The following is a 25,511-nucleotide window of genomic DNA, read 5'->3' on the forward strand; positions in this document are numbered from 1 at the left end:
CTCCCGCTCCCCTTGGTGTTCGCGAACCTGTCCAATCCTGCCAGGTCTGGACAGGGCGGGGATGGGCCTGGACGGATCGTGCGGGCAAGTGCGGCATATGTCAGGGGCCGGGTGTGCAGGCGATGACGGCCCAGACGGTTTTGCCGGGGTCGCCAGGGTCGCCGGGGCGTGGCGCGGTCCCCCACTCCTTGGCGAGCGCGGCGACGAGGGCGAGCCCGCGCCCACCCTCGGCGAGGACCGAACCGGCGGCGACCGGGAGAGGTAACCGCTCCCCACGGGCGTCACTGATCTCGACACGCACACAGCGGTGGTCGTCGTCCCGGCTGAGACGCAGCTCGACGTCGAGTCCGGGCGCCCGACCGTGGGTGACGGCGTTGGCGGCCAGCTCGGCGACGACGGTCTCGACGGTGTCGTTGGGCGCACTTCCGTAGGGCCATCCCCAGCGCTCCATCTGCTGACAGCTGAGCCGCCGGGCGAGTCGGGCGCCTCGGGGCGTGGCGGTGAAACGGAGGGTGAGGGCGGCTTCCGCGTCGTCGTGGATGTCGGTCATGGAGCGAAGATGGCGCGCGGGGATCACCCATGACCAGGCAGGACGCGGCTACGGACGGTCGCTGTAGGGGTGTGGGGCGGGCGTGTAGGGGCTGTCAGTGTCGCCGTGGTCGGCAGTGCTGGCAGTGGGTCTCGTCGCCGAGGGGGCGGAAGAGGGTGGGTTGGAGGTGATCGCCCTGGCATTCACGGCTGGCGAGGAGACGGGGGGAGAGCCGGAACCCGCCGGTAGGTAGAGGAGCGGGGGCGGGGCTGGAGGAGGGGGCATCTTCTTGGACAGGTGGGACATCGCGGAGGAGGTGGCGGAGGAGGCCGCCGGGCCGGTGGACAGGGGTGCCGTCGTCGGGGAGGCCGCGCAGGATGTGGGTGCGGATGGCGGTGGGCGGGTGCCCGGCGTCGAGCCAGCGGTCGGTGAGCTGGGCCAGCTCGGGGTGCATGGCGGTGGGGATGTGGCGGAGGTCGGGCGAGAGGTGGGGGTAGGTGGCGGCGAGGGCGCGGGCCTCTGCCGAGGGCTCGATGGGAGGTGCGGGGGGTTTGGGGGGTTGGTTGGGGGTGTTCTCAGGGGGTGTTGGAGTGGGATAGCGGTCGGTGGACGGGGTGGTCGGCGCACCGACGGCCGGTAAACCGGGACTCGGTGGGACCGGAGGGAGGGGTGGGAGTTGGCCGAGCAGCTTGGCGGCTTCGGTGTCGCTCAACGGCACGCTGGAGACGAGCTGTTGGGTGATCCAGTGCCCGCCGGGCCCTTGGAGCCGCCGCTCGTGCACGAAGCCCTCGTCCTTGAGCTGTCGTTTGGCGCGAGTGAAGGCGCAGGCGCCGATGTTGGCGCGCTCGGCGGTACGGGAGAGGGGTTCGCGGGCGCCGTCGGGCAGGGAGAGCTGCCAGGTGAGAAGGCGGACGGCGTCGGAAGAGAGGCGGGGGTGCCGGATGATGTCGTGGGAGAGCTGGGTGTACGCGCGCGAGGGCGCGATATGGTGCCTGTAAATCACGGGTGGAGGCTCGTTTCCACTGGTGGTCGAGGCCCTCGTCATCGGTTGCAGCCGATGCGGGGGCCGTATTTTTTACGATTCTCCGGTGACCGTACAGCACGGAATGTGCGGGTGTGGACGCGTTGAGTGAAGAAACCTTTCGGGAATCGTTCACTCACACGACTCAACTTGTCCCGGTCCAACCTCTGTTGACGTGCTGGAGTCCTAGCCTGCGCTCAGGGTGACGGGTCGGAAAGGAGAGGCGGGAGATGAGCGAGGCGGGAGCGGACGCGGGTGTGGGGGAGACGGAGCAGGATTCCAATATGGAGTTCCTCCAGTCCTTCGGACGGCAGATGAAGCTCCTACGCGAGGCGGCGGGCCTCACCCAGGCGCAGTTGGGGGCGCGGGTGGGGTACGGGGAGGCGCAGATCGCGGCGGTGGAGCAGGGGAGGCGGATTCCGAAGCCGGAGCTGATCGATGCGGTGGATCGGGCGGTGGGGGCGCGGGGGGTGTTGTCGGCGATGAAGGGGGAGGTGGCTAAGGCTCGGTATCCGTCGTTCTTTCGGCGGTATGTGGCACTGGAGGCGACTGCGGTAGAGCTGCACGCCTACATCAGCCACGTCATAAAGGGGCTGTTGCAGACGGAGGACTACGCGAGGGCGGTCTTCCGTATGTGGCGTCCGTTGCAGGATGAGGAGTCGATCGACCAGGGCGTGTCCACGCGGATGGAGAGGCAACGGCTGTTCGTCCGGCGTCCTGCGCCGCTGCTGAGTTTCGTCATCGACGAGCACGTGCTGAGGCGGCCTCTCGGGGGCCGTGAGGTATGGCGTGGCCAGTTGGAACAGCTTCTGATCTATGGGCATCAGCGCAATGTGGAGATGCAGGTCATGCCGGTGGACCGGGAGGAGCACGCTGGCCTTGCAGGTCCGTTCACATTGATCCACTCGGAAAAGCAGCGCAGGATGGCGTATGTGGAGGTGCAGGGGGTGAGCCGCCTGCACACGGAACCGAAGAAGGTCAGTCCGCTGGAGGCGACGTACGGCGTGCTCCGAGCCCAGGCGTTGACTCCTCGGGAGTCACTGGCCTTCATCGAGAAGCTGTTGGGAGAGCTATGAAGGCAAGCAGCCCCAAGCCTGCTGTCGGTGAACTGCGCTGGTTCAAGAGCAGCTACAGCGCTGGTGACGGCGGTGACTGCGTCGAGGTAGCGGACGCCGGCACGGCCGTACTGGTCCGTGACTCCAAGCGACCGGGAGACGCACTCCTCATGGTCGGAAACGACGAGTGGACCGCGTTCGTGCGGATGGCCGCGCGCGGTTGAGGTGAACGAGGGGCGGTCCGAGGCCGAGGCTGGCATCGGACCGCCCTTTGCGTTGCGCGTACTGCCTACTCGGCGGCCTTCTTCTGCCGCCCACGCGCCTTCTTCTCGGGGCGCCAGTTGACGAGGTCGGTCTCGGAGAGACCCGCGTCGGCGCGACCGGTGTCCAGGGCGGCCTGGAACTCCTCGGCGGGGTTGCCTTCCCATTCCTCGTCGTACTCGCCGTACCACTGGTGGACCCAGGGGAGGACTTCGCGGAGTCCGGCGAGGAGCGGGGTCAGCCGGGGGTCCTTCTTGTCCCAGCCGTCGTTCTCGACGCGGCTGCGGATCAATCCGACGAGGGCGTCGGCTTGGTCGCGGTGGTTCCAGCCGGCCCAGCCGAGGAGGAGGGAGGGGTCGGAGTCGGGGGAGGCGCCGGGGTAGGAGATGAAGCGCTCTTTGGGGACGTCGAGCTTGCCCCGGTTGGACCAGAAGGAGTTCTTGGCGAAGTCGGCGCTGGTGTACTTCGGCGGCACCTTGATGTCGAGCCGCTCCCCGGTCCGGTCTTCCTCGCGCTGCTGCTCCCAGACCTGCTCCCACTGGGCCCGCTTGCGCAGCCCGGGGTCCTTGTAGCGGAGAGCGGCGAGGTGCGGGACGTGTTCGGCGTCGATGACGGCGGCGAGAACGGTGGCGAGGGAGGCGTCCCGCTTGCCGAGGTGATCGGTGGCGTACAGCTCGGCTACGGCTTGGACGTCCTTGTCGGCGCGGAGCGCGTCGGCGAGCTGGTTGACGGTGAGGGGGCGGGGGACGGTGAAGCCGTCGCGCTCCTCGTACCAGATCGCTTCGCGCTCGGCGGCGTCGAGCAGCCAGGAGCGGAGGGCGGCGGCCTCGCGCTTCTCCCAGGGTTCGGTGGACCAGCGGCGCTTGTATTCGGGGCGCTCGATCAGGCGGATGTCTTTGTTGGCTTCGATGAGGTCGATACGGGCTTGGACGACTTGGCGGTAGGGCTCGGGCCAGTGGGCGGGGATTTCGGTGACGGGGGTCGACCCGTGGCGCTCGAACCAGGCGGTTTCGGCTTCCCCGGCAGCGACTTTACGTGCGAGCACGATCTCGAAGGCGCGCTGGCCCAGGGCGACTTCGGGGGCGTCGGAGGTGGTGGTTCGGGCTACTTCTTCGGGGGTGAGGAGGTTGTATGCGCCGTAGACGGTCCAGTCGAGTTCTTCTTGTTGGGCGATCATGCGGGCGCGGAGTTGGTCTTGGGCCTGGTGGGCTTCGTTCAATAGGCTGCGGGATGGCAATGTGCCCCGGACGAGTGTGGACGGCTGGTGTTGGGTCAGTTTCTCGGCGAGCCCGTCAAGCTCCTGGCTCAAGGCGAGTGGAATATTTGCTGGCAATGGGAACTCTTGGAGCTTGGTACCGGTGAATTCGTAGCGGTCGATCCATGCTTCCGGCGTCCATCGATTACCTCCGCCACTGGAGTTATCGGTCCCGCCCTTTGCCTGACTTACTTGCTTGAGCCAGAAGCAGGCCGACGAGGAATTTAGTACTCCTATCAACTCAATATGCTTCTGCTCGCTCGCTTCTTCCGGCAACTTGATCACCGGAGCCGAACGATTGAATACCCTTCCGCCTCGGTCTAGGGTGAAATGATTGTGTGTGGCAACAAAAGCAAATGTGATAGACAGCGGCGTTCGCAACTTGCTAGCCGTCAACCTTCCGTATTCCGACCACTCCAACCCGCCTTCGATTTTCGTCTTACCGCCGAATAGGAGATTGTTGGAAATGGTGGTTCGGCAGGCCCACATGAACCGATAAAGGATGGGAATCGTCTCAACTTTCAAGGGTCGAAAGTCGGAGGTGTATGGGAATACGGCCGAGCTGAAGTCTCCTTCAACCCAATCTCGGATCAGATCCCCTGTCGCCATGGAGCGGAGTTGTGCGGTTGGCAGACGACGTGTGGATGCCGCATGCCCGGGAAGGAGGAATAGATCGTCTTCCAGGGTGAAACATGTGATGCCGAGGGAGTCCGCCACATCATTGAGGCGCCGAGCTGCCATTGAATCGATCCGTGCCTGAGTGTCACCAGCACCCCCGCCGCTCAAAGACCAAGGGTGGTCGGCGAACCTCCTGCGGACAGAGTCCTCTGCACTCACCCACTCAGACTCGCTTCCAGGCACTCCCACCTGCCGCACAATCGCCGACCAAACCAGCCCCTCAGCCGCATCCTCCGGCTGATTCGGCTCCCCCCGAACCCCCAGCACAGCCCGAATCGGATCAGCCTGCCGCGCCTGATGATTGCGCCCGGCCAGGATCACCGTCGGTGTGCCATGACCGGGAATGAACGCACCCGAGGTGTCGATGACGTGAGTAAGGGTGACACCCGGGAAGTCGCGCTTGCGCCCCGTCCCGGGGTCCTTAAATTCTCGCCCGCCTTGGAAGTAAGCCTCGATCAAGACCTTACCGAACTCGCGCTTCATAAAGGAGTTCGAAGTGATCTGCCCAGTGAAACCACCATCCTTTCGATCCCCATCCGCCCGAATCGAAAGCTCGAAGATCCGCTGAGCGAAGGGCACCGAAAGTGCATATTTTCCGACGCAAGAGAAGTATGCCTTCCGATAATTCTGGCTCTCCTGGCTGTCCTTCACCGTGATGTACGGCGGATTACCCACAACCACGTGATAGGTGCCACGCCCGAGCAGGTCCACCTCGTCGGCGTACCCCTCCACATCCTCCGTCCGGTAGTAGAAGGTCTCCTCTTCCGCGAACAGCGTGTCGAACGTCTCCGTCACCGTGTCCAATGACCGCCCATGCAACAACGAATCCGCCACAGCCACCCGAATAGGCAACCCCGGAGCCGCGCTGAACTCCCGCACACCCCCGGCCTTCAGCGCCGCCACCAGCAACCGGAACCGGGCAATCGCCACAGCGAACGGATTCTTGTCGGCCCCGTGGACGGACTCCAAGGCCCGCCGCACCAGCACCCACGCCTCACTTCCGGGCTCGGCCTCCCGCCACTTCGCAAGGAGCCGCTCGAAAAGCCCCAGCAGGAAGTGCCCGGAACCACACGCGGGGTCGATACACCGAAGCCCCCGGACCACTTCCTCACCCCCGGGCCCGTCGGCCCACACCTCCCCCTCCCACCCACGGGGCCGGTGCTTCCACTCCGGGGTGAGCCCGAATTCCTCCACCGCCGGTTCAAGCGTCAGGTCGAGGATGAACTCCTCCACGAACACCGGCGTCTGAAGCAGCGCGTACGTCTTCCGGGCATGCTCGGAAAGGTCCTGATACAGGTCACCGAGGAAACGCGTATCGAGGTCACCGTCAGTGAGATCGTGCACGATCTCACCATCGGCACCACGCTGCCGCCAGAACGCCAGCAGCGCGGTCGCCGCCTCGTACGACGGAGTCACCTCGTACAGCGGATTGTGCGTACGGTCGAAAAGCCCGGCCACGGTCGCGTGGGACGAGGCGAGCGCGGCGAACGACTCCTCCAGCCAGTCCCGGTCGTTGTTCTCGGGGTTCTCCCGGAAGTACGCGTCATGCCGGTCCTGCGCCTCGGCGAGCCGCTCACCGGGCCCGGACAGCCACGGCTCGGGAATCAGCCCGTTGTCCTCACTGAACCGCACGAACACACACGCCAGCACCCACGCCGCAGCGATCTGCACGACCCGCTCATCACGCCAGGTCTCATACATCGCCGCCGTACGCTCCGCGGCGACCGCCTTGCCGTACTCCGCCTTCAACGCGTCCCGGAACTCCGGCTCGGAATCCGTCCGCAGCCGAAGGTCGTCCTCCAGCAGCCGCGCCTGCGCCTGGAGATCCTTCAGCAGCCGTACGCGGTCCAGCCCGGACCCCGTCCCCTCCGCCGTAGCCGTAGTCACCTTCGGACCACTCCTCACCGCTCGCGCACCCGCATCGCACGGACCCCCACGGTCCATCGCCCCATCCTGCCAGCCGGGCCGAGGCGCATAGGGGACGAACCTGGAAGATCCCCGGCTCAGGCCCGCAGGTGATCCGGCACGATCTGGGAGACCAGTCGCCACATGCCCGTTGACGGATTCGTCTTGTGTTCCTCACCGGCTTTCGCCAGCGCCTTCGCGCGCTTCACGGCGCTCGGCCAGGTGTCCCGGTAAGGGGAGAAGTCGAATTTGTCGGCTGTCTTGCTGTAGCCGGGGTGATGAGGCACGAGAAGCCGCGCGGCCTGCTGGTATCCGGTGATCGCGGCATGATGGTCCCGGAAATGCAGGAGGAGCCACAGTTCGAAGCACGGATGGGACAGCGCCACCTCGATGCCCTCGTCCCGGGCCACCTGAAGCGTCTCTTCCAGGTGATCGAAGTCGTCCACGTCCAGCACGCACCAGACGTGGGTGTAGTGCTCCCCCGCCTGGTCACGCAGCCGCACCGCGTATCGGATCACGGACACCGGGTCGCGCGGACACACTTTGACCCGCACATCCACCGCGCGATTGTCGACCGCCCGCAGCAGCCCCCGCAGATAGAGCGGCTCGGTGACCTTCGCACCGCACACCACCAGGATGGCCGGTAACTCTTCCCGATAGGCAGGCCGCCTGCGGAGCGTGGACTCACGCCTCGGGCTTCTCCGACCGTCCGGCTTCGGCTCCCTCGCCATCGGTATCCGCATCCCCCCGGCCGGCGATCGCCAGCGTGAACGTGTCATCGATCATCGGAACGGCGCCGTAGCTCCCGCTCAGATAGCGCCGCTCCCGGTTCTCCTCCTGGCGCGGACGGAAGTCCGACAGCGGATAGAGCGAGCTCTCCCCGAACTCGTTCTTCGTGACGAACCAGACCTGGTCCCGCTTCAGGATGTCCTCGCCCGCCCTGCGTCCCAGCAGGCTCGCGTCATGACTGGTGAACAGCAACTGGGCGCCCCGCGGATTCCGCTGGGGATCTTGGAAGAGCGTGACGAGGAACGCGCTGAGCCGGGGATGCAGACTGCTGCCCAACTCGTCCACGACCAGCGTGCCGCCATGGCGGGCCACACTCTCCAGGGTCATGGCGTACTCGACCAGTGCCTGCGTACCAGCGGACTCGGCGGCAAGCGGCACCTCGAAGGGACCGTTCCTGCCGGTGTGCCACAGCAACAGCTCGTGCCGCAACCGCTTCGGGCGCTGCTTGACCGTGAAGCGGGGGTCCTGCGCGGCGCCCAGCGGGAAGCGGGCCTGGACTGCCGCTCCGACGGTCAGGTAACTCTCCTCTTCCCTTGTCTCGACTCGGAAGTTCTCGATCCCCAGGTCCGCGACGCGCAGCAGCTCACGCAGATGGATGGGCTCACGGCCTCTGATCAACCGGCCCGCCAACTGCTTGAGCAGCACACTGCGGTGAATCGGACCGCCACCCATGCTCAACGGTCCGCCGAACACCAGATCATCCCGGAACCACCGATAGACCGGGCTCACCACATCCATCGCCGTCTTGGACCGGCCCGCCATGGTCAGGAACAGCACGTTCGACGCGGTCACATCCGCGACCGTACGCAGCTCCTTCTGATGCTCCTGAGAACTGCCGGCACGGAAGTCCTCGGCATCCCGCTCGAACACCACCCGTTTGCGTCCCTCGGGATAGGCGTACAGCCACTCACCGACGACACGCAGATCGTCCACCTCGAAGCCGTAGGCATAGCGCACCCCGTGCACCAGGAGATCGGCGACGTACCAGGACGAGCCGGTGTCCACGACGTCCTCCAGGAAGGGATGCCGTGTCACGCCTTCGCCGTCCTCGGCCAGGAGATGCGAGCCCTTGACCATCTCCGCCATGTACCGCAGCGCGTCCACCACGTTGGACTTCCCCGCCGCGTTCGACCCGAAGATCCCCGCGACCGGTACCGCCTTCCAGCCCGTACCCGGTGGGCGATCCCCCTCGTAGACCGGCTGAAGCTGCCATTCCAGTTCATCGCGGATGGACCGATGGTTGGCCACCCTGAAATTCAAGAGCATGAGCACCCCCTCTCTCAGGCTAGTTTCACCAGCTTTCGTGCAAGTGAATCGCCGGTAGGGGTAGCTGGCAAGCGAAACAAGGCAATCAGGCCATCGAACGAATCTTCCGTCACGCGGTCGCCGCGGCCCGCAGCCCCTTCAGATAGAGCCCGTCCAGGACCTCCCACTCGGTGACCCGGTCCACCACCTCCACCGTCCGCCCGTCCAGCGTGGGCGTCGCCCGCGGGTCCTCCGCGGGCAGCAGCAGCCACATCCCGTGCGGAACGTCGGCGGGACGGCGGGCCGCCTGCTGGAGCGTGGCCAGCAGCTCCCTGCCCCCGGCCTCCCAGTAACGGGCCAGCAGCCCGGCCTCATGGACCAGCACGATGGAGCGCGGGCCCGCGGACTCCGCCAGCTCCACCACCCGCTGCCCCACCCGCTCCGCGGCCAGCCGCGTGTACGACGCCAGCGCCGCGCCCAGCGTGCCGGTCGTCGCGAACTTGGCGTCGGCCCTGAGGAGGGCCTCCCACCGCACGGACTGCTCCTCGGACAGCGTCCGCAGGGCGTCCAGGAAGAGCGTGTTCGCCGGGACCGGGGTCACCTGGTGGTGCTCGGCCAGCGCCTGGGCGATGCCCGGCAGGTCAGGCCCCTTCAGGGTGAGCGCCAGGAAGCCGCCGCGGCGGTGGGCCTCCGTGAGCCGCGCCGCCAGCAGCTCGCGAGGGTCCTGCCCCTCGGCTATCCGGCCCTGAGCCGCCGCGTAGAGGGAGCTGGTGCTGGTCAGTACCGAGGAGGAACCGACCTGCACGGTGCCCGTCCCGTCCTGGGACAGTGGCAGGAAACGGCGTTTGGCGGGGTCGTACGCCAGGGGGAACTGCGCCTCGGCCAGGGCTTCGGCCAGCTCCACGTACGTCGTCTCGCCCAGCACGGTCAGGCCGGGGAAGCGGGCCCGGACCCGCGACAGCAGATCCTCGGTGCTGATCCCGGCCTCGGGGCGCACCCCGGCCGGCGCCTGCGAGATACGCAGGGCGCGGGTCAGTCCGAGGTCGAGCGGGAACAGCTCCAGACGCGGCGACACCGCCACTCCGCCCGCCATCGACGCCGCCAGCTCCACCAGCCGGGTGTCGGCGACCGGCACCATGCCCTCGGGCGCCGTGACCGCCCGCAGCGCCCGCAGCACGGTGGCCCGGCCCGGCAGCGGTTCGCGGGCCGCGAGATCGGCGGCCTGCTCACCGAGGGCAGCCGCGTAGTCGGCGAGTTCGGCGGGGGTCGGGTCGTCCGAGCCCGGCTGGTCCTCCAGCGCGATGACCACCCGGCCGCCACGCCGCTGCACATCGAACCGGGCCTGCGCCTCCTGCCCGTCCTCGGGCTCGTCGTCGTCCCGCTTGCGCAGCTCGGTCTCGACCGCGGCCCGGACCACGGCCAGCGCCCTGCTCTGCGCCACACCGGCGTCGCTGCTGCCCGCCCCGTGCCGGGCCCGCAGCTCCGACGCCAGTTCCTCGGCGGTGGAGACCCGGTCCCGGTCGGCGAGGATCGCGACCAGTTCGTCACGGACCCGGGACAGCCACGGCAGGGCCGCCCACTGGCCCACCGCCACCTGCTGGTTCTGCGAGACCGTCGGCTGGCTGATGCCCAGCGACCGGGCGATCTGGCTCTGCGCGGGCCATGCCTCCAGCGCCTCCCCTTCCTCCAGCACACCGGGGAGTTGCAGCGTCGCCCGGATGACGTCGGGACAGGGCCGGGTGCGCCGCTTTCCCTCCGGCGGGGTCAGCCGCGCCGCCAGGGTGTCGACCGACTCCAGGACCTCCTCCGCCGCGTCCGGCTCGATGGCCACCGGCCGCTTCGCGGCGGCCTTGCGGCGCAGTGCCTGCGTCCACTGGCGGTGGCGGCGGTTCAGCTCCTTGCGGATCGCGTTGCCCGCGCCGCGCGCCCGGGAGATCAGGTGCGGCGGGATGTCGAGCAGGTCCTCGACCGTGTGGGCCTTCAGGCCCTCCGCGACGGACACGGCACGTGGCGACAGACCGGCCGCCGCCAGCGGCGTCTTCAGCTTCGCCGCCTCGGCGGCCTGCTCCCGCGCGTCCTCCAGGTCGTCCGCGCTGATCCCGACCGTCGCCGGAGTGGTCGCCGGACGGGCCGCGTCCGCCCGGCGGAAGACCTGCCGCCACGCCTCCTGCAACTGCGCCAGGCTGTCGTAGCGCTGCTCGACATCGCGGTGCAGCGCCCGCTCGAAGAACTCCTTGAGTCCTTCGCTGAGCGCCTGCGGGAACAGTTCGGCCGACACATGCAGTGCCGCGTCGGCGACCATCCGGGGATCGCCCTGGCCGTCCCCCCACACCGGGCGCTCACCGGACGCCATCTCGTGCAGGGTGACCGCGGCGGCGTACCACTCGGCGTGGTCGTCGTACCGGGACCGGCCCGCGCCCCCGAGGAACGGGTCCAGGTAGGCGCGCGTACCCGCCTGCACATCCTGGTCCGGCGCGTCGGCCAGCGAGAAGTCGAACAGCATCAGCTGCCAGGAGCCGTCGCTCCGCTTGAACAGGCCCAGGTTGTCCGGCTTGATGTCCCGGTGCCGCACACCCCGTGCCGCCAGGGTGTCCAGGGACTCGAACAGGTCGTTGCCGAACCGCTCCAGCTGGTCGTACCCCAACGGACCCTGGTCGCGCAGTCGCGAGCCCAGACTCACCGGCTCACGGTCGTGCTCCGACCGGAAGCCGCCCGCGTACTCGATCTCCAGCGCCGTATGACCGCCCAGGTCGCGCGGTTCGGCGTACAGCTTGACGATCTTTCCGCCGCCCACCTCCTGGAGCGCCTTCGCCTCCGCGAGCAGCCGGGCGTCCTTCTCCTGGTCCAGGGCGACCTTGAAGACCCGCACCGAGTTCTCGCCGTCCGTGGCGTCGACGCGGTGCACCAGCAGCGCACGGGCCGTCGCGCCCGTGCCCAGCACCCGGACGACCAGCCAGGTGTCGTCCAGCTGCTGACCCGCCTGCACGACCAGCGGGTCCACGGTGGAGACGCTGGACTGCGGGGCCGCCGCGTCCGCCTCGGCCGCGGCCAGCAGCTCCAGGAACTCGTCGACGGAGGCCAGCCGGTCCCGTACGTCCGCCGTCGTGGCCCGGAAGACCAGGGTGTCCAGTGCGGCGGAGACGGAGTCGGAGACGGCGTACGGGTGCAGTCCCTTGTCGCTCTGGAGCCGCTCCAGCAGCGCGCTGCGGCGGTCCGCGGGGGAGCGGCCCGTCAGCAGCAGATAGGCGAGCGAACCGAGACCGAACACATCCAGGTCCACCGGGTCGGCGAACTCCTGGTCCGTCTCCGGCGCCAGGTACACCTGCGCGGTGTCCGCGATGAGTCCTCCGTCCAGCGGGGTCTCGCCCAGTGACACATGCAGGGACGTCTCGAAGTCGCGGGCCGCGGTCTGCCAGTCGGCGATCCTCAGGACGGGTTCGGCTCCGTCCTCACGCGCCGACACATAGACGGACCGGGCGGACAGCGCACGGTGGTAGAGGGACCGGTTGTGCGCGTAACGGACCGCCTCGGCGAGCTGCCGGACCAGGTCCAGCCGCAGCGCCGGGGTGAGCTTGCCGCCGTACGCGTCGAGATAGGCGTCGAGCCGGAGATCCGACTCGCGGTGCCGGAACAGGATCGCCGGACCGCCCTGATGCTCCCGGATCTGGACCGCCTGCACGATCCCGCGATGGTTGATGCCCTGCAGCACCTGGTACTCACGGCGGGCCGCCCGGTCCACCTTCGCCCGCTGCTCCTCGGAGGCGGCGGCACCGGACAGATAGATACGGACCCGGCCGCTCTCCTTGACCAGCTGGTCGTCCCGCACCGCGAGCCGGTCCTCCCAGCTGGGGCCGGCGTCGAGCGCGCGGGGTTCCAGCTTCCAGCCTTCCCCGAACCGCAGATGCGCGGTGGAGTGGCTGATGCCGATCTTCAGCATCAGCTGTTCCAGCCGCTGGCTCACCACGGGGCTGATCCGCCAGCTCTCCCGCTCCGGCGGCCGGCCCAGCAGGTCGTCCCAGATCCTCGGCAGCCCGCTCGCCCCGTCGTTGAGGCCGTAGACGGAGGTGCGCTGGAATTCGTCGAGCTGGCTCACCAGGCCCGGGTCGTGCAGGAAGACCGCGGGCTTGATGAACGGGATCTGCCGGGGGTCGATCTTCAGCACCCGCGCGGCCCGCTCCAACTGACCCTTCAGCTCTTTCGCCTTCAGATCCGTCAGATGCAGCGGATTGCGGATCGTACGGACCCGGTCGCCATGGAACTGCCAGGTGTCACCGTGGTTCACCACGCGGCCGGGGTGCCCCTTCAGCTCCAGCAGATAGAGCCCGCCGGGCACCGCGATCAGCACATCGCACTCGTTGATCCGGCCCGAGGCGGCGGTGAACTGGAAGGTCGCCCACGCCCGGTGCGGTTCGGTCTTCGGCATCAGGGCCCGCAGATGGTCCAGCCCCTCCTGCTCCCACCGGAAACCGGACCGCCGGGGCTGGAACCAGCGCTCTCGTGGAGCGGGAGCCGTCGGCTTCGGACCAGCGGGCACCGGGCACCTCCGGAGGGCGGCAGGGGAGAGGGGACACGGGTGCCGCAGCCCCCGGGTCTCCTCCTACGACAGGACCGAAATCCTAGTCGCCCCCTCTGACAGCCGTCCCTCCCGAAGCAGTACCGGCCCGCTCCCTTTCGACCGCACGACCGCAGGGCGCTTCCGACTCCCGGAGTACTCCTTATTTACTGTGCCTACTGCGGCCCGTACTTCCGTCCCGTCCGCGACGAGATCCCCCCGAGCATCCCCCGCGGCACCACCTTCGCCACCCCCATCAGCGCCTTGTACCGCGGGTCCGGGATCGACAAGGACTTGCCGCGGGCCAGGTCCGTGAGCGCCTCGGCGACCACCTTGTCCGCGTCGAGCCACATCCAGCCGGGGATGTTGTCGGTGCCCATGCCCGCCCGCTCATGGAACTCGGTCCGGACGAAGCCGGGGCACAGCACCATCAGCCGTACCCCGCTGCCCGCCAGGTCCCGCGCCGCGCCCTGGGTGAACTGGACCACCCACGCCTTGGACGCCCCATAGGTGCCGCGCGGCACGAACGCGGCGACCGAGGCCACATTGACCACCCCGCCCCGGCCCCGCTCCCGCATCGACTCCGCCGCCGCCGAGGTCAGCCGCAGCACCGCCTCGCAGTGCACCTTCAGCATCCGCAGCTCGTCGGCCATGGGGACGTCGAGATAGCGGCCCTTGTTGCCGAAACCGGCGTTGTTCACCAGCAGGTCCACCGGGTTCTTGCGGTCGCCGAGGCGGGCGGCGACCGCCTCGATACCGGTGTCCCCGGCGAGATCGGCGCGCAGCACCTCCGCCTCGATGCCGTGCCGGTCGTGCAGTTCGGTCGCCTGCTCGCGCAGCCGCTTGTCGTCCCGTGCCACCAGGACGAGGTCATGCCCGTCGGCCGCCAGCCGACGGGCGAACGCGGCACCGATGCCCGCCGTCGATCCCGTAATCAGAGCCCTTGTCATGGCGCAAGATTAGTGACCCGCGCCACTTTCCGAGGACGCCGGAAGGTCCTTCGCCGGGCTTCCACAGGGTCCCCGCATGACGTTCCGTCAAGAGCCGTATTTCGCCAGGTACTTGTCGATGGCGTCGACCGACTCGGGGTGCAGGGCGTCCCGCGCGGGCCGCAGTTCCGGGAGGAGGTCCCGGCGGGTGGTCCGGGCGCGGAACTCCAGTTCGACCGTCACCGCGTGGTCCGGCCGGTGCTCGATCCGCACCTCGTCCCCCGCCCGGATCTCGCCCGGCTCGATCACCCGCAGATACGCCCCCGGCGCCGCCCGCTCGGTGAACCGCCGTACCCAGCGCTCCTCGCCCAGATGCCCCTGGAAGGTCCGGCACGGCACCCGGCCGCAGGTCACCTCGAGCAGCAGGTCGGGGCCGATCCGCCAGCGCTCGCCGATCAGCGCGCCGGAGACGTCGAGGCCGAGCGTGGTGAGGTTCTCGCCGAACGCCCCGTCGGACAGCTCCCGGCCCAGCTCGTCCTGCCAGGCGTCCAGGTCCTCGCGGGCCATCGCGTACACCGCCTGGTCGTCCCCGCCGTGGTGGCGCAGGGAGCAGATCACGTCCCCGGCCAGCCCGCTCCCGCCGGTCCCCTTCGGCCCCGGCGCCGTCACCCGCACCGGCCCGGCCACCGGCCGCTTGTCGATCCCGGTCACCCCGTCCGGATGATCGGTGTACGGCACGGGTCGGGCCTGGCCCAGATTCACAGACAGCAGCTTCATGACCTCACGGTATGCCGATCCGGGGCAAAGTGGCGCCGCAATATTCCGCCCTCGCCCCAAGGTCCGCTTATGCTCGAAGGATGATCGAGGCCCGCCATCTCCGTGTCCTGCGTGCCGTCGCCACCACCGGGTCCTTCTCGGCGGCGGGGCGCGAGCTGGGCTGCACCCAGCCCGCCGTCAGCCAGCAGATGAAGGCGCTGGAGTCGTCCGTGGGCACCCCGCTGCTGGTGCGCAGCGGGCGCGAGATGCGACTGACCCAGGCGGGCGAGGCCCTGGTCCGGCACGCGTCGGGCATCCTCGCCGGGCTCACCGCCGCCGAGGAGGAGGTCGCCGCCATCGCCGGGCTGCGGGCCGGGCGGGTACGGCTGGTCTCCTTCCCCAGCGGCAGTTCCGCCCTGGTCCCCACCGCGCTGGCCGCCCTGCGCGCCGCCCACCCGGGCACCCGGGTCTCCCTGGAGGAGGCCGAGCCGCCGCGCTCGGTCGAACTGCTGCGCGAGGGCGACTGCGATCTGGCCCTCGCCTTCCGCTACGAGGGCGCGAGAGGCACCGGTGGTGTCGGCGACGCCGGGGATGAGTGGGACGACCTGGTCGTCCGGCCCCTGCTGCGGGACCGGCTGGTGGCCCTGGTGCCCGAGCGGCACCCGCTGGCCCGCGCCGCGTCCGTCGCCATCGGCGAACTCGCCGGTGAGCCCTGGATCGCGGGCTGTCCGCGCTGCCGGGGGCAACTGGTGGAGGTGTGCGAGGGCGCGGGCTTCACTCCCCGCATCGACTTCGCCACCGACGACTACCCGGCGGTGGTCGGCCTGGTCGGCGCGGGCCTCGGAGTGGCGGTCCTGCCGCAACTGGCGGTGGAGTCGGTACGGCCGCGCGGTGCGCGCACGGTGACCCTGGAACCGGCGGTCCGGCGCGAGATCGTCGCCCTGACCCTGCCCGATCTGGCCCAGGTCCCGGCGGTCGCGGCGACCCTGGACGAACTGGAGCGGGCGGCGGGCCGGCTGCTGCCGCCCCGCTGAGCGGGACGGGGCACGCCAAGATGCCCCCGATAGTGCAGAAACGTTACTTCGTTGGCTGATGACGTCAGTGGCGGGTAGCGGTGCCGCCGTTGCCGCCGGCCGCCGCGCTCGCCGGTACCAGCCGGTTGCGCGCCCGCCCCATCAGCTCTTCGCGCTCGTCCTCGGTGAGCCCGCCCCACACGCCGTACGGCTCACGCACCGCCAGTGCGTGCGCGGCGCACTCCGCGCGGACCGGGCACCTCATGCAGACCTCCTTGGCCGAGTTCTCACGGGCGCTCCGTGCCGCACCGCGCTCGCCCTCCGGATGGAAGAAGAGCGAGCTGTCCACCCCGCGACAGGCAGCCAGCAACTGCCAGTCCCACAGGTCCGCGTTCGGTCCGGGAAGGCGGGAGAAATCTGCCATTACGTGACCCCTTGTAGCCGTTTCGAGCGGATACGGTGCCCACGACCGTACAACTACGATCTAAGGAGATGAAAATATGACCACTTGCGAATCTAGCCTCAGACACCAGTAAAAGGGAAGAAAATGGGCCAAATGGGGCATAGCTTGTGACGAAACCTTGAGGGTCCGTTGTGCATGTCTGCACTGTGTCCGTCCCCTCACGTAGAGTGCCGGAGACGGCGTACGGCCCCGTAACTCTTTCGAGTGACCATCGTTGAGAGTGCGGAGGCGGTCGAAAAATATGCGCTCGGGCACACGTCCGAGACGGTCGACCGCACCGGTGACGATACGTACCAGCCTGGAGGCTCAAGGTGACGCGCATCAGCTGCGGAGGGCGGCCATGACTTCCGTCCTCGTCTGCGACGACTCCCCGCTTGCCCGAGAGGCGCTCCGCCGCGCGGTCGCGACCGTGCCCGGCGTCGAGCGTGTGACGACGGCGGCCAACGGCGAGGAAGTCCTCCGCCGCTGGGGTGCCGATCGCTCGGACCTGATTCTGATGGACGTACGCATGCCCGGACTGGGCGGCGTCGAGACCGTACGGCGGCTGCTGTCCGCCGACCCCGGAGCGCGCATCATCATGCTCACCGTCGCCGAGGATCTCGACGGAGTGGCCCTCGCGGTCGCCGCCGGGGCCCGCGGCTATCTGCACAAGGACGCCTCGCGCGCCGAACTGCGGGCCACGGTGACGCAGGCGCTCGCCGACCCCACCTGGCGGCTGGCCCCGCGCCGGCTGCGCTCCGCCGAGATGGGCGCCGCGCCGACGCTCACCGCACGCGAGATCCAGGTGCTGGAAGGAATGAGCCACGGCCGCTCCAACGCCGAGATCGGACGCGAGCTGTTCCTCTCCGAGGACACGGTGAAGACTCACGCGCGACGCCTCTTCAAGAAGCTGGGCGCGTCCGACCGGGCGCACGCGGTGGCCCTCGGATTCCGGTGGGGGCTGGTCCGTTAGGGCCGGTCCCGGACCAGCCCAGAACCTGTTCCGGACCTGTTTCCGGGCCTGTTTCCGGGCCTGTTTCGGGCCTGTCCCGGACTTCTCCCGGACTTCTCCCGGGGGGAGCAGCCCGGCCGCCGGACCCCCCGTCGGCCGAGGGAGCGCGCGCGTCGCCGACCGGACCGTGAACGTCGTCCCGCCCCGTCTGCCGTGCGGCGGACGGGGGGTGGTTCGACGGTCCCCCGGACGCCCGCTGCTCGTTTCGCGGCGGATGCCGCATCCTTGAGGGTGTGGAGTTCCTCGGGGACGAGTCGGTCGAGCGGAAGGGGAGGGCGCAGGGGATGAGTTCCGGCGCACCTGCTCATAACGCTTCGGTGCACAACCACCAAGGCGGTGCCACGGAGGCGACAGCGCCAAGGCACCATGGTCCGATGCGTGACGACGATGCGGGCAGCCCCCAAGGGGCGATCGGCGCGCTCGTCCATCGCGCCGTCGACGGGGACGAGCAGGCAACGCACGACCTGCTCGCCCATGTCCACCCCCTCGCCCTGCGCTACTGCCGCACCCGGCTGTCCCGGCTCCCCGGCGACGCCCGGCACTTCGTGGAGGACCTGGCGCAGGAGGTGTGCGTCGCCGTCCTCCTCGCCCTGCCGCGCTACCGGGACACGGGCCGCCCCTTCGAGGCGTTCGTCTTCGCCATCGCCGCGCACAAGGTCGCCGACCTCCAGCGCGCCGCCATGCGCCACCCCGGGTCCACGGCCGTCCCCTCCGACGAGATGCCCGAGCGCCCCGACGACTCCCTCGGCCCCGAGGAGCGCGCCCTGCTCAGCAGCGACGCCGAATGGGCCAAGAAACTCCTCGCCAACCTCCCCGAGAACCAGCGCGAGCTGCTGCTGCTGCGGATCGCCGTGGGCTTGACTGCGGAGGAGACCGGGCAGATGTTGGGAATGTCACCGGGGGCCGTCCGAGTGGCCCAGCACCGGGCCCTGAGCAGGCTGCGGGCACTGGCCGAGCAGTAGCCCCACCCCCGTTTTCCCGCTCTCGTGGCCCGGCGATGAACAGGCGGCCCGACGCCTCCGTACGAACATACGAAGCCCGTGGGCAACCGGAACCGTGGAATGAGAGCCCCTCGCTTCCCGTTAGCATGGACATCCGCACCGAGCAAGGCCATATGGGGAAGGTGTCATGACTGCCAACGTCGACGGAGTGCCCGGCAAATTCGCGACCCTCGGGCTGACCTACGACGACGTGCTGCTGCTGCCGGGCCCGTCGGACATGGCTCCCGACGAGATCGACACCGCCTCGTACGTCTCCCGGAATGTGCGGGTGAACATCCCGCTGCTGTCCGCCGCCATGGACAAGGTCACCGAATCGCGTATGGCGATCGCGATGGCCCGCCAGGGCGGCGTCGGCGTCCTGCACCGCAATCTCTCCATCGAAGACCAGGCCAACCAGGTCGACCTGGTCAAGCGGTCCGAGTCCGGCATGGTCACCGACCCGATCACCATCCACCCGGACGCCACCCTCGCCGAGGCCGACGCGCTGTGCGCCAAGTTCCGCATCAGCGGCGTCCCGGTCACCGACGGCGACAAGAAGCTGCTCGGCATCGTCACCAACCGTGACATGGCCTTCGAGACCGACCGCGCCCGCCGGGTCCGCGAGGTCATGACGCCGATGCCGCTGGTCACCGGCAAGGTCGGCATCTCCGGCGTGGACGCCATGGAGCTGCTGCGCCGCCACAAGATCGAGAAGCTGCCGCTGGTCGACGACGGCGGCGTCCTCAAGGGCCTGATCACGGTCAAGGACTTCGTCAAGGCCGAGAAGTACCCGAACGCCGCCAAGGACGCCGAGGGACGGCTCCTGGTCGGTGCCGCCGTCGGGGTCGCCGGGGACTCCTTCGAGCGGGCGCAGGCGCTGGTCGAGGCCGGTGTCGACTTCATCGTCGTGGACACCGCCCACGGCCACTCCCGGCTGGTCGGCGACATGGTCGCCAAGATCAAGTCGAACGCGGACGGCGTCGACGTCATCGGCGGCAACGTCGCCACCCGCGACGGCGCCCAGGCCCTGATCGACTCCGGTGTCGACGGCATCAAGGTCGGCGTCGGACCCGGCTCGATCTGTACCACCCGGGTCGTCGCCGGTGTCGGCGTCCCCCAGGTCACCGCCATCTACGAGGCGTCCCTCGCCGCCAAGGCGGCCGACGTCCCGGTCATCGGCGACGGCGGCCTCCAGTACTCCGGCGACATCGCCAAGGCCCTGGTCGCGGGCGCCGACACGGTGATGCTGGGCTCGCTGCTCGCGGGCTGCGAGGAGTCGCCGGGCGAGCTGCTCTTCATCAACGGCAAGCAGTTCAAGTCGTACCGCGGCATGGGCTCGCTCGGGGCCATGCAGACCCGGGGCGAACGCAAGTCCTTCTCCAAGGACCGCTACTTCCAGGAGGGCGTCGCCTCCGACGACCAGCTCGTGCCCGAGGGTATCGAGGGCCAGGTGCCCTACCGCGGTCCGCTCGCCTCCGTCGTCCACCAGCTGGTCGGCGGCCTGCGCCAGTCGATGTTCTACGTCGGCGGCCGGACCGTCCCGCAGCTCCAGGAGGGCGGCCGGTTCGTCCGGATCACATCGGCGGGTCTCAAGGAGAGCCACCCCCACGACATCCAGATGACCGTCGAGGCACCGAACTACAGCCGCAACAAGTAGCCACCGTCCGTGACCGAGGGCGGCTCCGGAAGCTCCGGGGCCGCCCTCGTCGTGCCCGTCGGTGATACTGGAAGGCGCTGCAACGCATCAGGGAAAGGCCACACACGTGACTGAGATCGAGATCGGGCGCGGAAAGCGCGGCCGGCGGGCGTACGCCTTCGACGACATCGCCGTCGTCCCCAGCCGTCGTACGCGGGACCCGAAGGAGGTCTCCATCGCCTGGCAGATCGACGCCTACCGCTTCGAGCTGCCGTTCCTGGCCGCCCCCATGGACTCGGTCGTCTCCCCGGCCACCGCCATCCGCATCGGCGAGCTGGGCGGCCTGGGCGTCCTCAACCTCGAAGGACTCTGGACCCGCTACGAGGACCCGCAGCCGCTGCTCGACGAGATCGCCGAGCTGCCCGCCGAGGCCGCCACCCGGCGCGTCCAGGAGATCTACGCCGCGCCCATCAAGGAGGAGCTGATCGGCGCGCGCATCAAGGAGGTGCGCGACTCCGGCGTGGTCACCGCCGCCGCGCTCTCCCCGCAGCGCACGGCCCAGTTCTCCAAGGCCGTGGTCGACGCGGGCGTGGACCTGTTCGTCATCCGCGGTACGACGGTCTCCGCCGAGCACGTCTCCTCCTCGCACGAGCCGCTGAACCTGAAGCAGTTCATCTACGAGCTGGACGTCCCGGTGATCGTCGGCGGCTGTGCCACCTACACCGCCGCCCTGCACCTGATGCGCACGGGCGCCGCCGGTGTCCTGGTCGGCTTCGGCGGCGGCGCCGCCCACACCACCCGCAACGTCCTCGGCATCCAGGTCCCGATGGCCACCGCGGTGGCGGATGTCGCCGCCGCCCGCCGCGACTACATGGACGAGTCCGGCGGCCGGTACGTCCATGTCATCGCCGACGGCGGGGTCGGCTGGTCCGGCGACCTGCCCAAGGCCATCGCCTGCGGCGCCGACTCGGTGATGATGGGCTCCCCGCTCGCCCGCGCGACCGACGCGCCCGGCCGGGGGCACCACTGGGGCATGGAGGCGGTCAGCGCCGAACTGCCGCGCGGCAAGAAGGTGGACCTCGGCACGGTCGGCACCATCGAGGAGATCCTCACCGGGCCGTCCCACACGTCCGACGGCTCGATGAACTTCTTCGGCGCGCTGAAGCGGGCGATGGCCACGACCGGTTACAGCGAGCTGAAGGAATTCCAGCGCGTGGAAGTCACGGTGGCGGACTCCCAGCACCGGCGGTAGGCATCGCGCGGTAATCGCCGTACGGCTTTTTGCTGTGCCCGCGTATTGCCGTACGGCGGTATTCGAAAGGCCCGGACCTGTGAGGTCCGGGCCTTTTCGTGTGCCGGGTGGGGCGCGCGAGGTGTGCAGGGGGCGCGCGGTGGTGTTCGGGGGCTCTGTGGGCCGAATGGGTTATTCGGGGCGGTAACTTTCTTGTGTGGCGCCCCAGTTGTGTGGGACGCCCCCTTCCAAGGATTTGTTCCGGACCCCGGCTCCTCGGGGCCCGGCCCGATTCCAATCGACCGTCCACCGGGCTAATGGGCGGCATCGTGGAAGGGGGCGTCCATGGGACGTCACCGCAAGCCCACTCGCTGGGATCGGAGCCGGCTGTGGCTGGTGAAGTGCCGGAGGAGGTGGATCTTGCGGATTTTCGGATGGTGAGCGGCCGCCCCCAAACACATTAGGGGCGGACACTCCGTGATCCATCCAGGAGCCTGCCGCAGTAGCCTCTGCGGTGGGCTCCACCTGATTCCACCGTACTGGGCGTGGCAGTCGGGTGCCAGCAGGTCTGGTGAGGTCGTGCCTCCGCGCGCCCCTTGTTCACAACCTGTGCGCCGCGCCGGTCGGGGTGGCTCCTCGGGTGTCGAGGAGGAGCTGGGCCTTCACGGAGAGGCCCTGGAGGTCGTAGGTGCGGTGCTGCTGGAGCAGGATCGTGAGGTCGGCGTCGGCGGCGGCCTCGTAGAGGGAGTCGGCGCGGGGGACCGGGCGGTCCAGGACGTTCCAGGACGCGATGTGGGGGTCGTGGTAGCTGACCGCGGCGCCGAGTTCCATCAGGCGGACGGCGATCTCGTGGGCGGGGGTGCTCTGCTGGTCCGCGAGGTCGGGTTTGTAGGTGACGCCGAGGAGCAGGACGCGGGCGCCGCGGGCGGACTTGCCGTGCTCGTTGAGGAGGGTGGCGGCGCGCTGGACGACGTAGCGGGGCATCTGTTCGTTGACGTGGCGGGCCAGTTCGACCATGCGCAGGCCGCGGCCGGAGGGGCCGGTGAGGGCCTGGGGGGCGGTGTGGCCGCCGACGCCGGGGCCGGGGCGGAAGGCGTGGAAGCCGTAGGGCTTGGTCTCGGCGCAGCGGATGACGTCCCAGAGGTCGACGCCGAGGTCGTGGCAGAGGACGGCCATCTCGTTGACGAGGGCGATGTTGACGTGCCGGAAGTTGGTCTCCAGGAGCTGTACGGTCTCGGCCTCGCGCAGGCCCCGCGCGCGGACCACCTTGTCGGTGAGGCGGCTGTAGAAGGCGGCGGCGGACTCGGTGCAGGCGGGGGTGAGGCCGCCGATGACCTTGGGGGTGGTGGCGGGGGCGGCGTCGCGGTTGCCGGGGTCGATCCGGCTGGGGGAGTAGGCGAGGTGGAAGTCGCGGCCCGCGCGGAGCCCTGAACCGGTCTCCAGGAGGGGGCGCAGAAACGTCTCGGTGGTGCCGGGGTGGACCGGGGACTCCAGGATGACGGTGGTGTGGGGGCGCAGCCGGGGGGCGAGGGTGCGGGCGGCGGTCTCGATCTGGCCGAGGTCGGGGTCGCCGTCGGCGCCGCGCGGGGTGGGGGCGCAGATGACGGCGTAGCGGACGCGGCCCAGCTCGGCGGGGGCGGGGGCCCGGCGGTAGCCCTCGGCGAGCATCCGGCGCATGTCGGCGGGGCTCAGGCCGCCGGTCTCGGGTCCGGTCGGGTAGCCGACCGTGGGGATGCCTGCGGCGACGGCGGCCTGGGCCAGGGGGAGGCCGAGCGCGCCGAGTCCGATGACGGCGAGATCTGCGGGCATGGCGTGAGCCGTCCTTCCCGGGTACCGACCCAGGTACCGAAGCGGGTAGCGGGCACTAGCAGGGGTGGTGCGGGTGCGCAAGCCCTGTGGACAGAACGGGGCAGCGCAATGTCAGACTAGGAGTAAATATGACCGAAATACGGCATTGCCTCCTTGTGTCGCGGGGTCGGACAGGCCATTCGACGGCCATCGGAAGGTCATTCGCCGACCATTCCGGCGGTCGGCTCGCGTTGCGCCGACCGGCAGGTTGTCCACAGGCTGGAGGTGTGTGGTGGCTGGAGCCGGGCAGGACGGTCAGAATCTGGGCAGGGGGATGCGGACGGGGCCGTGTGCGATGGGCGCGACCGACGAGCGGGAGGCAGTGGTGAGGACAGCGACACTGGGGCCGGAGCAGCGTGCTCAGTCCCTGGCATCAATGGCCGAGCGTGAACTGGACGTGCTGGTCGTGGGCGGCGGAGTGGTCGGCGCGGGAACCGCGCTGGACGCCGTCACACGCGGACTGTCCACCGGTCTGGTGGAGGCCCGCGACTGGGCGTCCGGCACCTCAAGCCGATCCAGCAAGCTGATCCACGGCGGGCTGCGCTATCTGGAGATGCTGGACTTCGCGTTGGTGCGCGAGGCCCTCAAGGAGCGCGGCCTGCTGCTGGAGCGGCTCGCCCCGCACTTGGTCAAACCGGTGCCGTTCCTGTACCCGCTCCAGCACAAGGGCTGGGAGCGGCTCTACGCGGGCTCGGGCGTCGCCCTCTACGACACGATGTCGATGGCCCGGGGCCATGGCAGGGGCCTGCCCATGCACCGCCATCTGACCCGCCGTCACGCCCTGCGCGTCGCCCCCTGTCTGAAGAAGGACGCCCTGGTCGGCGCGTTGCAGTACTACGACGCCCAGATGGACGACGCCCGCTATGTCGCCACCCTGATCCGCACGGCGGCTGCCTATGGCGCCATGGTCGCCAACCGGGCCCGGGTGACCGGCTTCCTGCGCGAGGGCGAGCGGGTCGTGGGCGCCCGTGTGCAGGACGTCGAGGCGGGCGGTGAGTACGAGATCCACGCCAAGCAGATCGTCAACGCCACCGGGGTGTGGACCGACGACACCCAGGCGATGGTCGGCGAGCGCGGGCAGTTCCATGTCCGCGCCTCCAAGGGCATCCACCTCGTCGTCCCCAAGGACCGGGTCAGTTCCACGACCGGTCTGATCCTGCGGACCGAGAAGTCCGTGCTGTTCGTCATCCCCTGGGGGCGGCACTGGATCATCGGCACCACCGACACCGGCTGGGACCTCGACAAGGCCCACCCGGCCGCGTCCAGCGCCGACATCGACTACCTCCTGGAGCACGTCAACTCGGTCCTCTCGGTGCCGCTCACCCGCGACGACGTGGAAGGTGTCTACGCCGGGCTGCGCCCGCTGCTGGCCGGTGAGTCCGACGCCACCAGCAAGCTGTCGCGGGAGCACACCGTGGCCCATCCGGCGCCGGGCCTGGTCGTGGTGGCGGGCGGGAAGTACACCACGTACCGGGTGATGGCCAAGGACGCGGTGGACGAGGCCGCGCGCGGGCTGGACATGCGGGTCGCCGACTGTGTCACCGAGGACATCCCGCTGATCGGCGCGGAGGGCTACCGGGCGCTGTGGAACGCGCGGGCGCGGATCGCCGCCCGCACGGGACTGCATGTGGTGCGGGTCGAGCATCTGCTCAACCGGTTCGGCTCGCTGGCCGAGGAAGTCCTCGAACTGATCGCCGCCGACTCCTCGCTGGGCGAACCGCTCCAGTACGCCGACGACTATCTGCGCGCCGAGATCGTGTACGCCGCCTCGCACGAGGGGGCGCGCCATCTGGACGACGTCCTGACCCGGCGTACGCGGATCTCCATCGAGACCTTCGACCGGGGCACCCGCAGCGCGCGCGAGGCGGCGGAGTTGATGGCGCCGGTGCTCGGCTGGGACAAGGACCAGATCGAGCGCGAGGTCGAGCACTACGAGAAGCGGGTGGAGGCGGAGCGGGAGTCGCAGCGGCAGCCGGACGATCTGACGGCGGACGCGGCGCGGCTGGGGGCACCGGACATCGTGCCGCTCTGATCCAGCGTGCAGTTCTGATCCGGCGTGCGGCACTGGTCCGGCGTGCGGCACTGGTCCGGCGTGCCGCACTGACCGGGTGTCAGCGGGCGTCGCTGGGCGCGGGAGGAGACGTTGGGGCGCGCGGGGGCGCCCTGGGGGGAGAGCGCGCGTGTGTGTGCCGGGGCTGTGGGAGGGCTAGGGCTGTGGTGGGGTTGTGCGAGGGGCCGTCGGGGCTTGTGGGGAGGGAGATGGGGGAGTGGCTGGTTCCATTCCCGCGGTGTTCGTTATGTCACCCGAATGAGTGTATGAGGCCGGGATCTTCGTTCGAGGGTGGCTCGTTCCACTGGTGTCGGGCGGTGTACG

The 25,511-nt window shown here is 69.5% G+C and carries 18 protein-coding genes; 8 read left to right on the forward strand and 10 right to left on the reverse strand.

The window, feature by feature from the left end; all coding sequences use genetic code 11:
* Positions 1-100 precede the first annotated feature (100 nt).
* Complete coding sequence (locus AB0D49_RS02865; protein WP_362749633.1) at positions 101-550, reverse strand: ATP-binding protein; 450 nt, start codon at positions 548-550, stop codon at positions 101-103.
* Between the two features lie 94 nt (positions 551-644).
* Positions 645-1,532, reverse strand: a complete 888-nt coding sequence (locus tag AB0D49_RS02870; RefSeq protein ID WP_362749636.1) for a hypothetical protein — start codon at positions 1,530-1,532, stop codon at positions 645-647.
* Between the two features lie 302 nt (positions 1,533-1,834).
* Here AB0D49_RS02870 and AB0D49_RS02875 point away from each other — a divergent pair, with 302 nt between their 5' ends.
* Together AB0D49_RS02875 and AB0D49_RS02880 are read left to right on the forward strand one after the other, a co-directional pair.
* Positions 1,835-2,626 (forward strand): helix-turn-helix transcriptional regulator, encoded by a 792-nt coding sequence (locus AB0D49_RS02875; protein ID WP_362750732.1) that lies wholly within the window; start codon positions 1,835-1,837, stop codon positions 2,624-2,626.
* A complete protein-coding gene (locus AB0D49_RS02880; protein ID WP_362749639.1) occupies positions 2,623-2,829 on the forward strand; it encodes a DUF397 domain-containing protein in 207 nt (68 codons plus the stop codon). Before AB0D49_RS02875 ends, AB0D49_RS02880 begins: the two co-directional genes overlap by 4 nt.
* A gap of 65 nt (positions 2,830-2,894) precedes the next feature.
* On the opposite strand, the gene pglX is transcribed toward AB0D49_RS02880, so the two are convergent.
* The 6 genes from pglX to AB0D49_RS02910 form a co-directional block, all read right to left on the reverse strand.
* Positions 2,895-6,686, reverse strand: a complete 3,792-nt coding sequence (pglX, locus tag AB0D49_RS02885; RefSeq protein WP_362749641.1) for a BREX-2 system adenine-specific DNA-methyltransferase PglX — start codon at positions 6,684-6,686, stop codon at positions 2,895-2,897.
* 116 nt (positions 6,687-6,802) lie between these two features.
* The gene (locus AB0D49_RS02890; RefSeq protein ID WP_362749642.1) at positions 6,803-7,333 is read right to left on the reverse strand and encodes an RloB family protein; all 531 of its coding nucleotides are present in this window, start codon (positions 7,331-7,333) and stop codon (positions 6,803-6,805) included.
* 55 nt (positions 7,334-7,388) lie between these two features.
* Complete coding sequence (locus AB0D49_RS02895) at positions 7,389-8,759, reverse strand: ATP-binding protein (protein WP_362749645.1); 1,371 nt, start codon at positions 8,757-8,759, stop codon at positions 7,389-7,391.
* A 109-nt stretch (positions 8,760-8,868) separates the two neighbouring features.
* A complete protein-coding gene (pglW, locus tag AB0D49_RS02900) occupies positions 8,869-13,272 on the reverse strand; it encodes a BREX system serine/threonine kinase PglW (RefSeq protein ID WP_362749647.1) in 4,404 nt (1,467 codons plus the stop codon).
* Between the two features lie 194 nt (positions 13,273-13,466).
* Positions 13,467-14,240, reverse strand: coding sequence for an SDR family oxidoreductase (locus tag AB0D49_RS02905; protein WP_362749650.1), 774 nt, complete (start codon positions 14,238-14,240; stop codon positions 13,467-13,469).
* Positions 14,241-14,327: 87 nt separating this feature from the next.
* Positions 14,328-14,996 (reverse strand): MOSC domain-containing protein, encoded by a 669-nt coding sequence (locus AB0D49_RS02910; protein ID WP_362749653.1) that lies wholly within the window; start codon positions 14,994-14,996, stop codon positions 14,328-14,330.
* A gap of 80 nt (positions 14,997-15,076) precedes the next feature.
* Here AB0D49_RS02910 and AB0D49_RS02915 point away from each other — a divergent pair, with 80 nt between their 5' ends.
* A complete protein-coding gene (locus AB0D49_RS02915; RefSeq protein WP_362749656.1) occupies positions 15,077-16,009 on the forward strand; it encodes a LysR family transcriptional regulator in 933 nt (310 codons plus the stop codon).
* A gap of 64 nt (positions 16,010-16,073) precedes the next feature.
* On the opposite strand, the gene AB0D49_RS02920 is transcribed toward AB0D49_RS02915, so the two are convergent.
* Positions 16,074-16,412 (reverse strand): WhiB family transcriptional regulator, encoded by a 339-nt coding sequence (locus AB0D49_RS02920; RefSeq protein ID WP_362749660.1) that lies wholly within the window; start codon positions 16,410-16,412, stop codon positions 16,074-16,076.
* A gap of 379 nt (positions 16,413-16,791) precedes the next feature.
* On the opposite strand from AB0D49_RS02920, the gene AB0D49_RS02925 reads away from it, so the two are divergent.
* From AB0D49_RS02925 to AB0D49_RS02940, 4 genes are all read left to right on the forward strand, one after another.
* The gene (locus AB0D49_RS02925) at positions 16,792-17,403 is read left to right on the forward strand and encodes a response regulator transcription factor (RefSeq protein WP_003948568.1); all 612 of its coding nucleotides are present in this window, start codon (positions 16,792-16,794) and stop codon (positions 17,401-17,403) included.
* Between the two features lie 413 nt (positions 17,404-17,816).
* Positions 17,817-18,404: a sigma-70 family RNA polymerase sigma factor gene (locus tag AB0D49_RS02930; RefSeq protein WP_362749663.1), complete on the forward strand. Its 588-nt coding sequence runs from the start codon at positions 17,817-17,819 to the stop codon at positions 18,402-18,404.
* A gap of 166 nt (positions 18,405-18,570) precedes the next feature.
* Positions 18,571-20,079: an IMP dehydrogenase gene (gene guaB / locus AB0D49_RS02935; protein ID WP_362749666.1), complete on the forward strand. Its 1,509-nt coding sequence runs from the start codon at positions 18,571-18,573 to the stop codon at positions 20,077-20,079.
* Between the two features lie 106 nt (positions 20,080-20,185).
* The gene (locus tag AB0D49_RS02940) at positions 20,186-21,310 is read left to right on the forward strand and encodes a GuaB3 family IMP dehydrogenase-related protein (RefSeq protein ID WP_362749669.1); all 1,125 of its coding nucleotides are present in this window, start codon (positions 20,186-20,188) and stop codon (positions 21,308-21,310) included.
* Positions 21,311-21,889: 579 nt separating this feature from the next.
* Here the strand turns inward: AB0D49_RS02940 and AB0D49_RS02945 are convergent.
* Positions 21,890-23,098, reverse strand: a complete 1,209-nt coding sequence (locus tag AB0D49_RS02945; protein WP_362749672.1) for a nucleotide sugar dehydrogenase — start codon at positions 23,096-23,098, stop codon at positions 21,890-21,892.
* A gap of 364 nt (positions 23,099-23,462) precedes the next feature.
* Between AB0D49_RS02945 and AB0D49_RS02950 the strand changes: the two genes are divergently transcribed.
* The gene (locus AB0D49_RS02950) at positions 23,463-25,169 is read left to right on the forward strand and encodes a glycerol-3-phosphate dehydrogenase/oxidase (protein ID WP_362749675.1); all 1,707 of its coding nucleotides are present in this window, start codon (positions 23,463-23,465) and stop codon (positions 25,167-25,169) included.
* Positions 25,170-25,511: the final 342 nt, after the last annotated feature.

It is taken from the genome of Streptomyces sp. NPDC048290, assembly GCF_040652095.1.
In the GTDB taxonomy this organism is placed as follows: Bacteria; Actinomycetota; Actinomycetes; order Streptomycetales; family Streptomycetaceae; genus Streptomyces.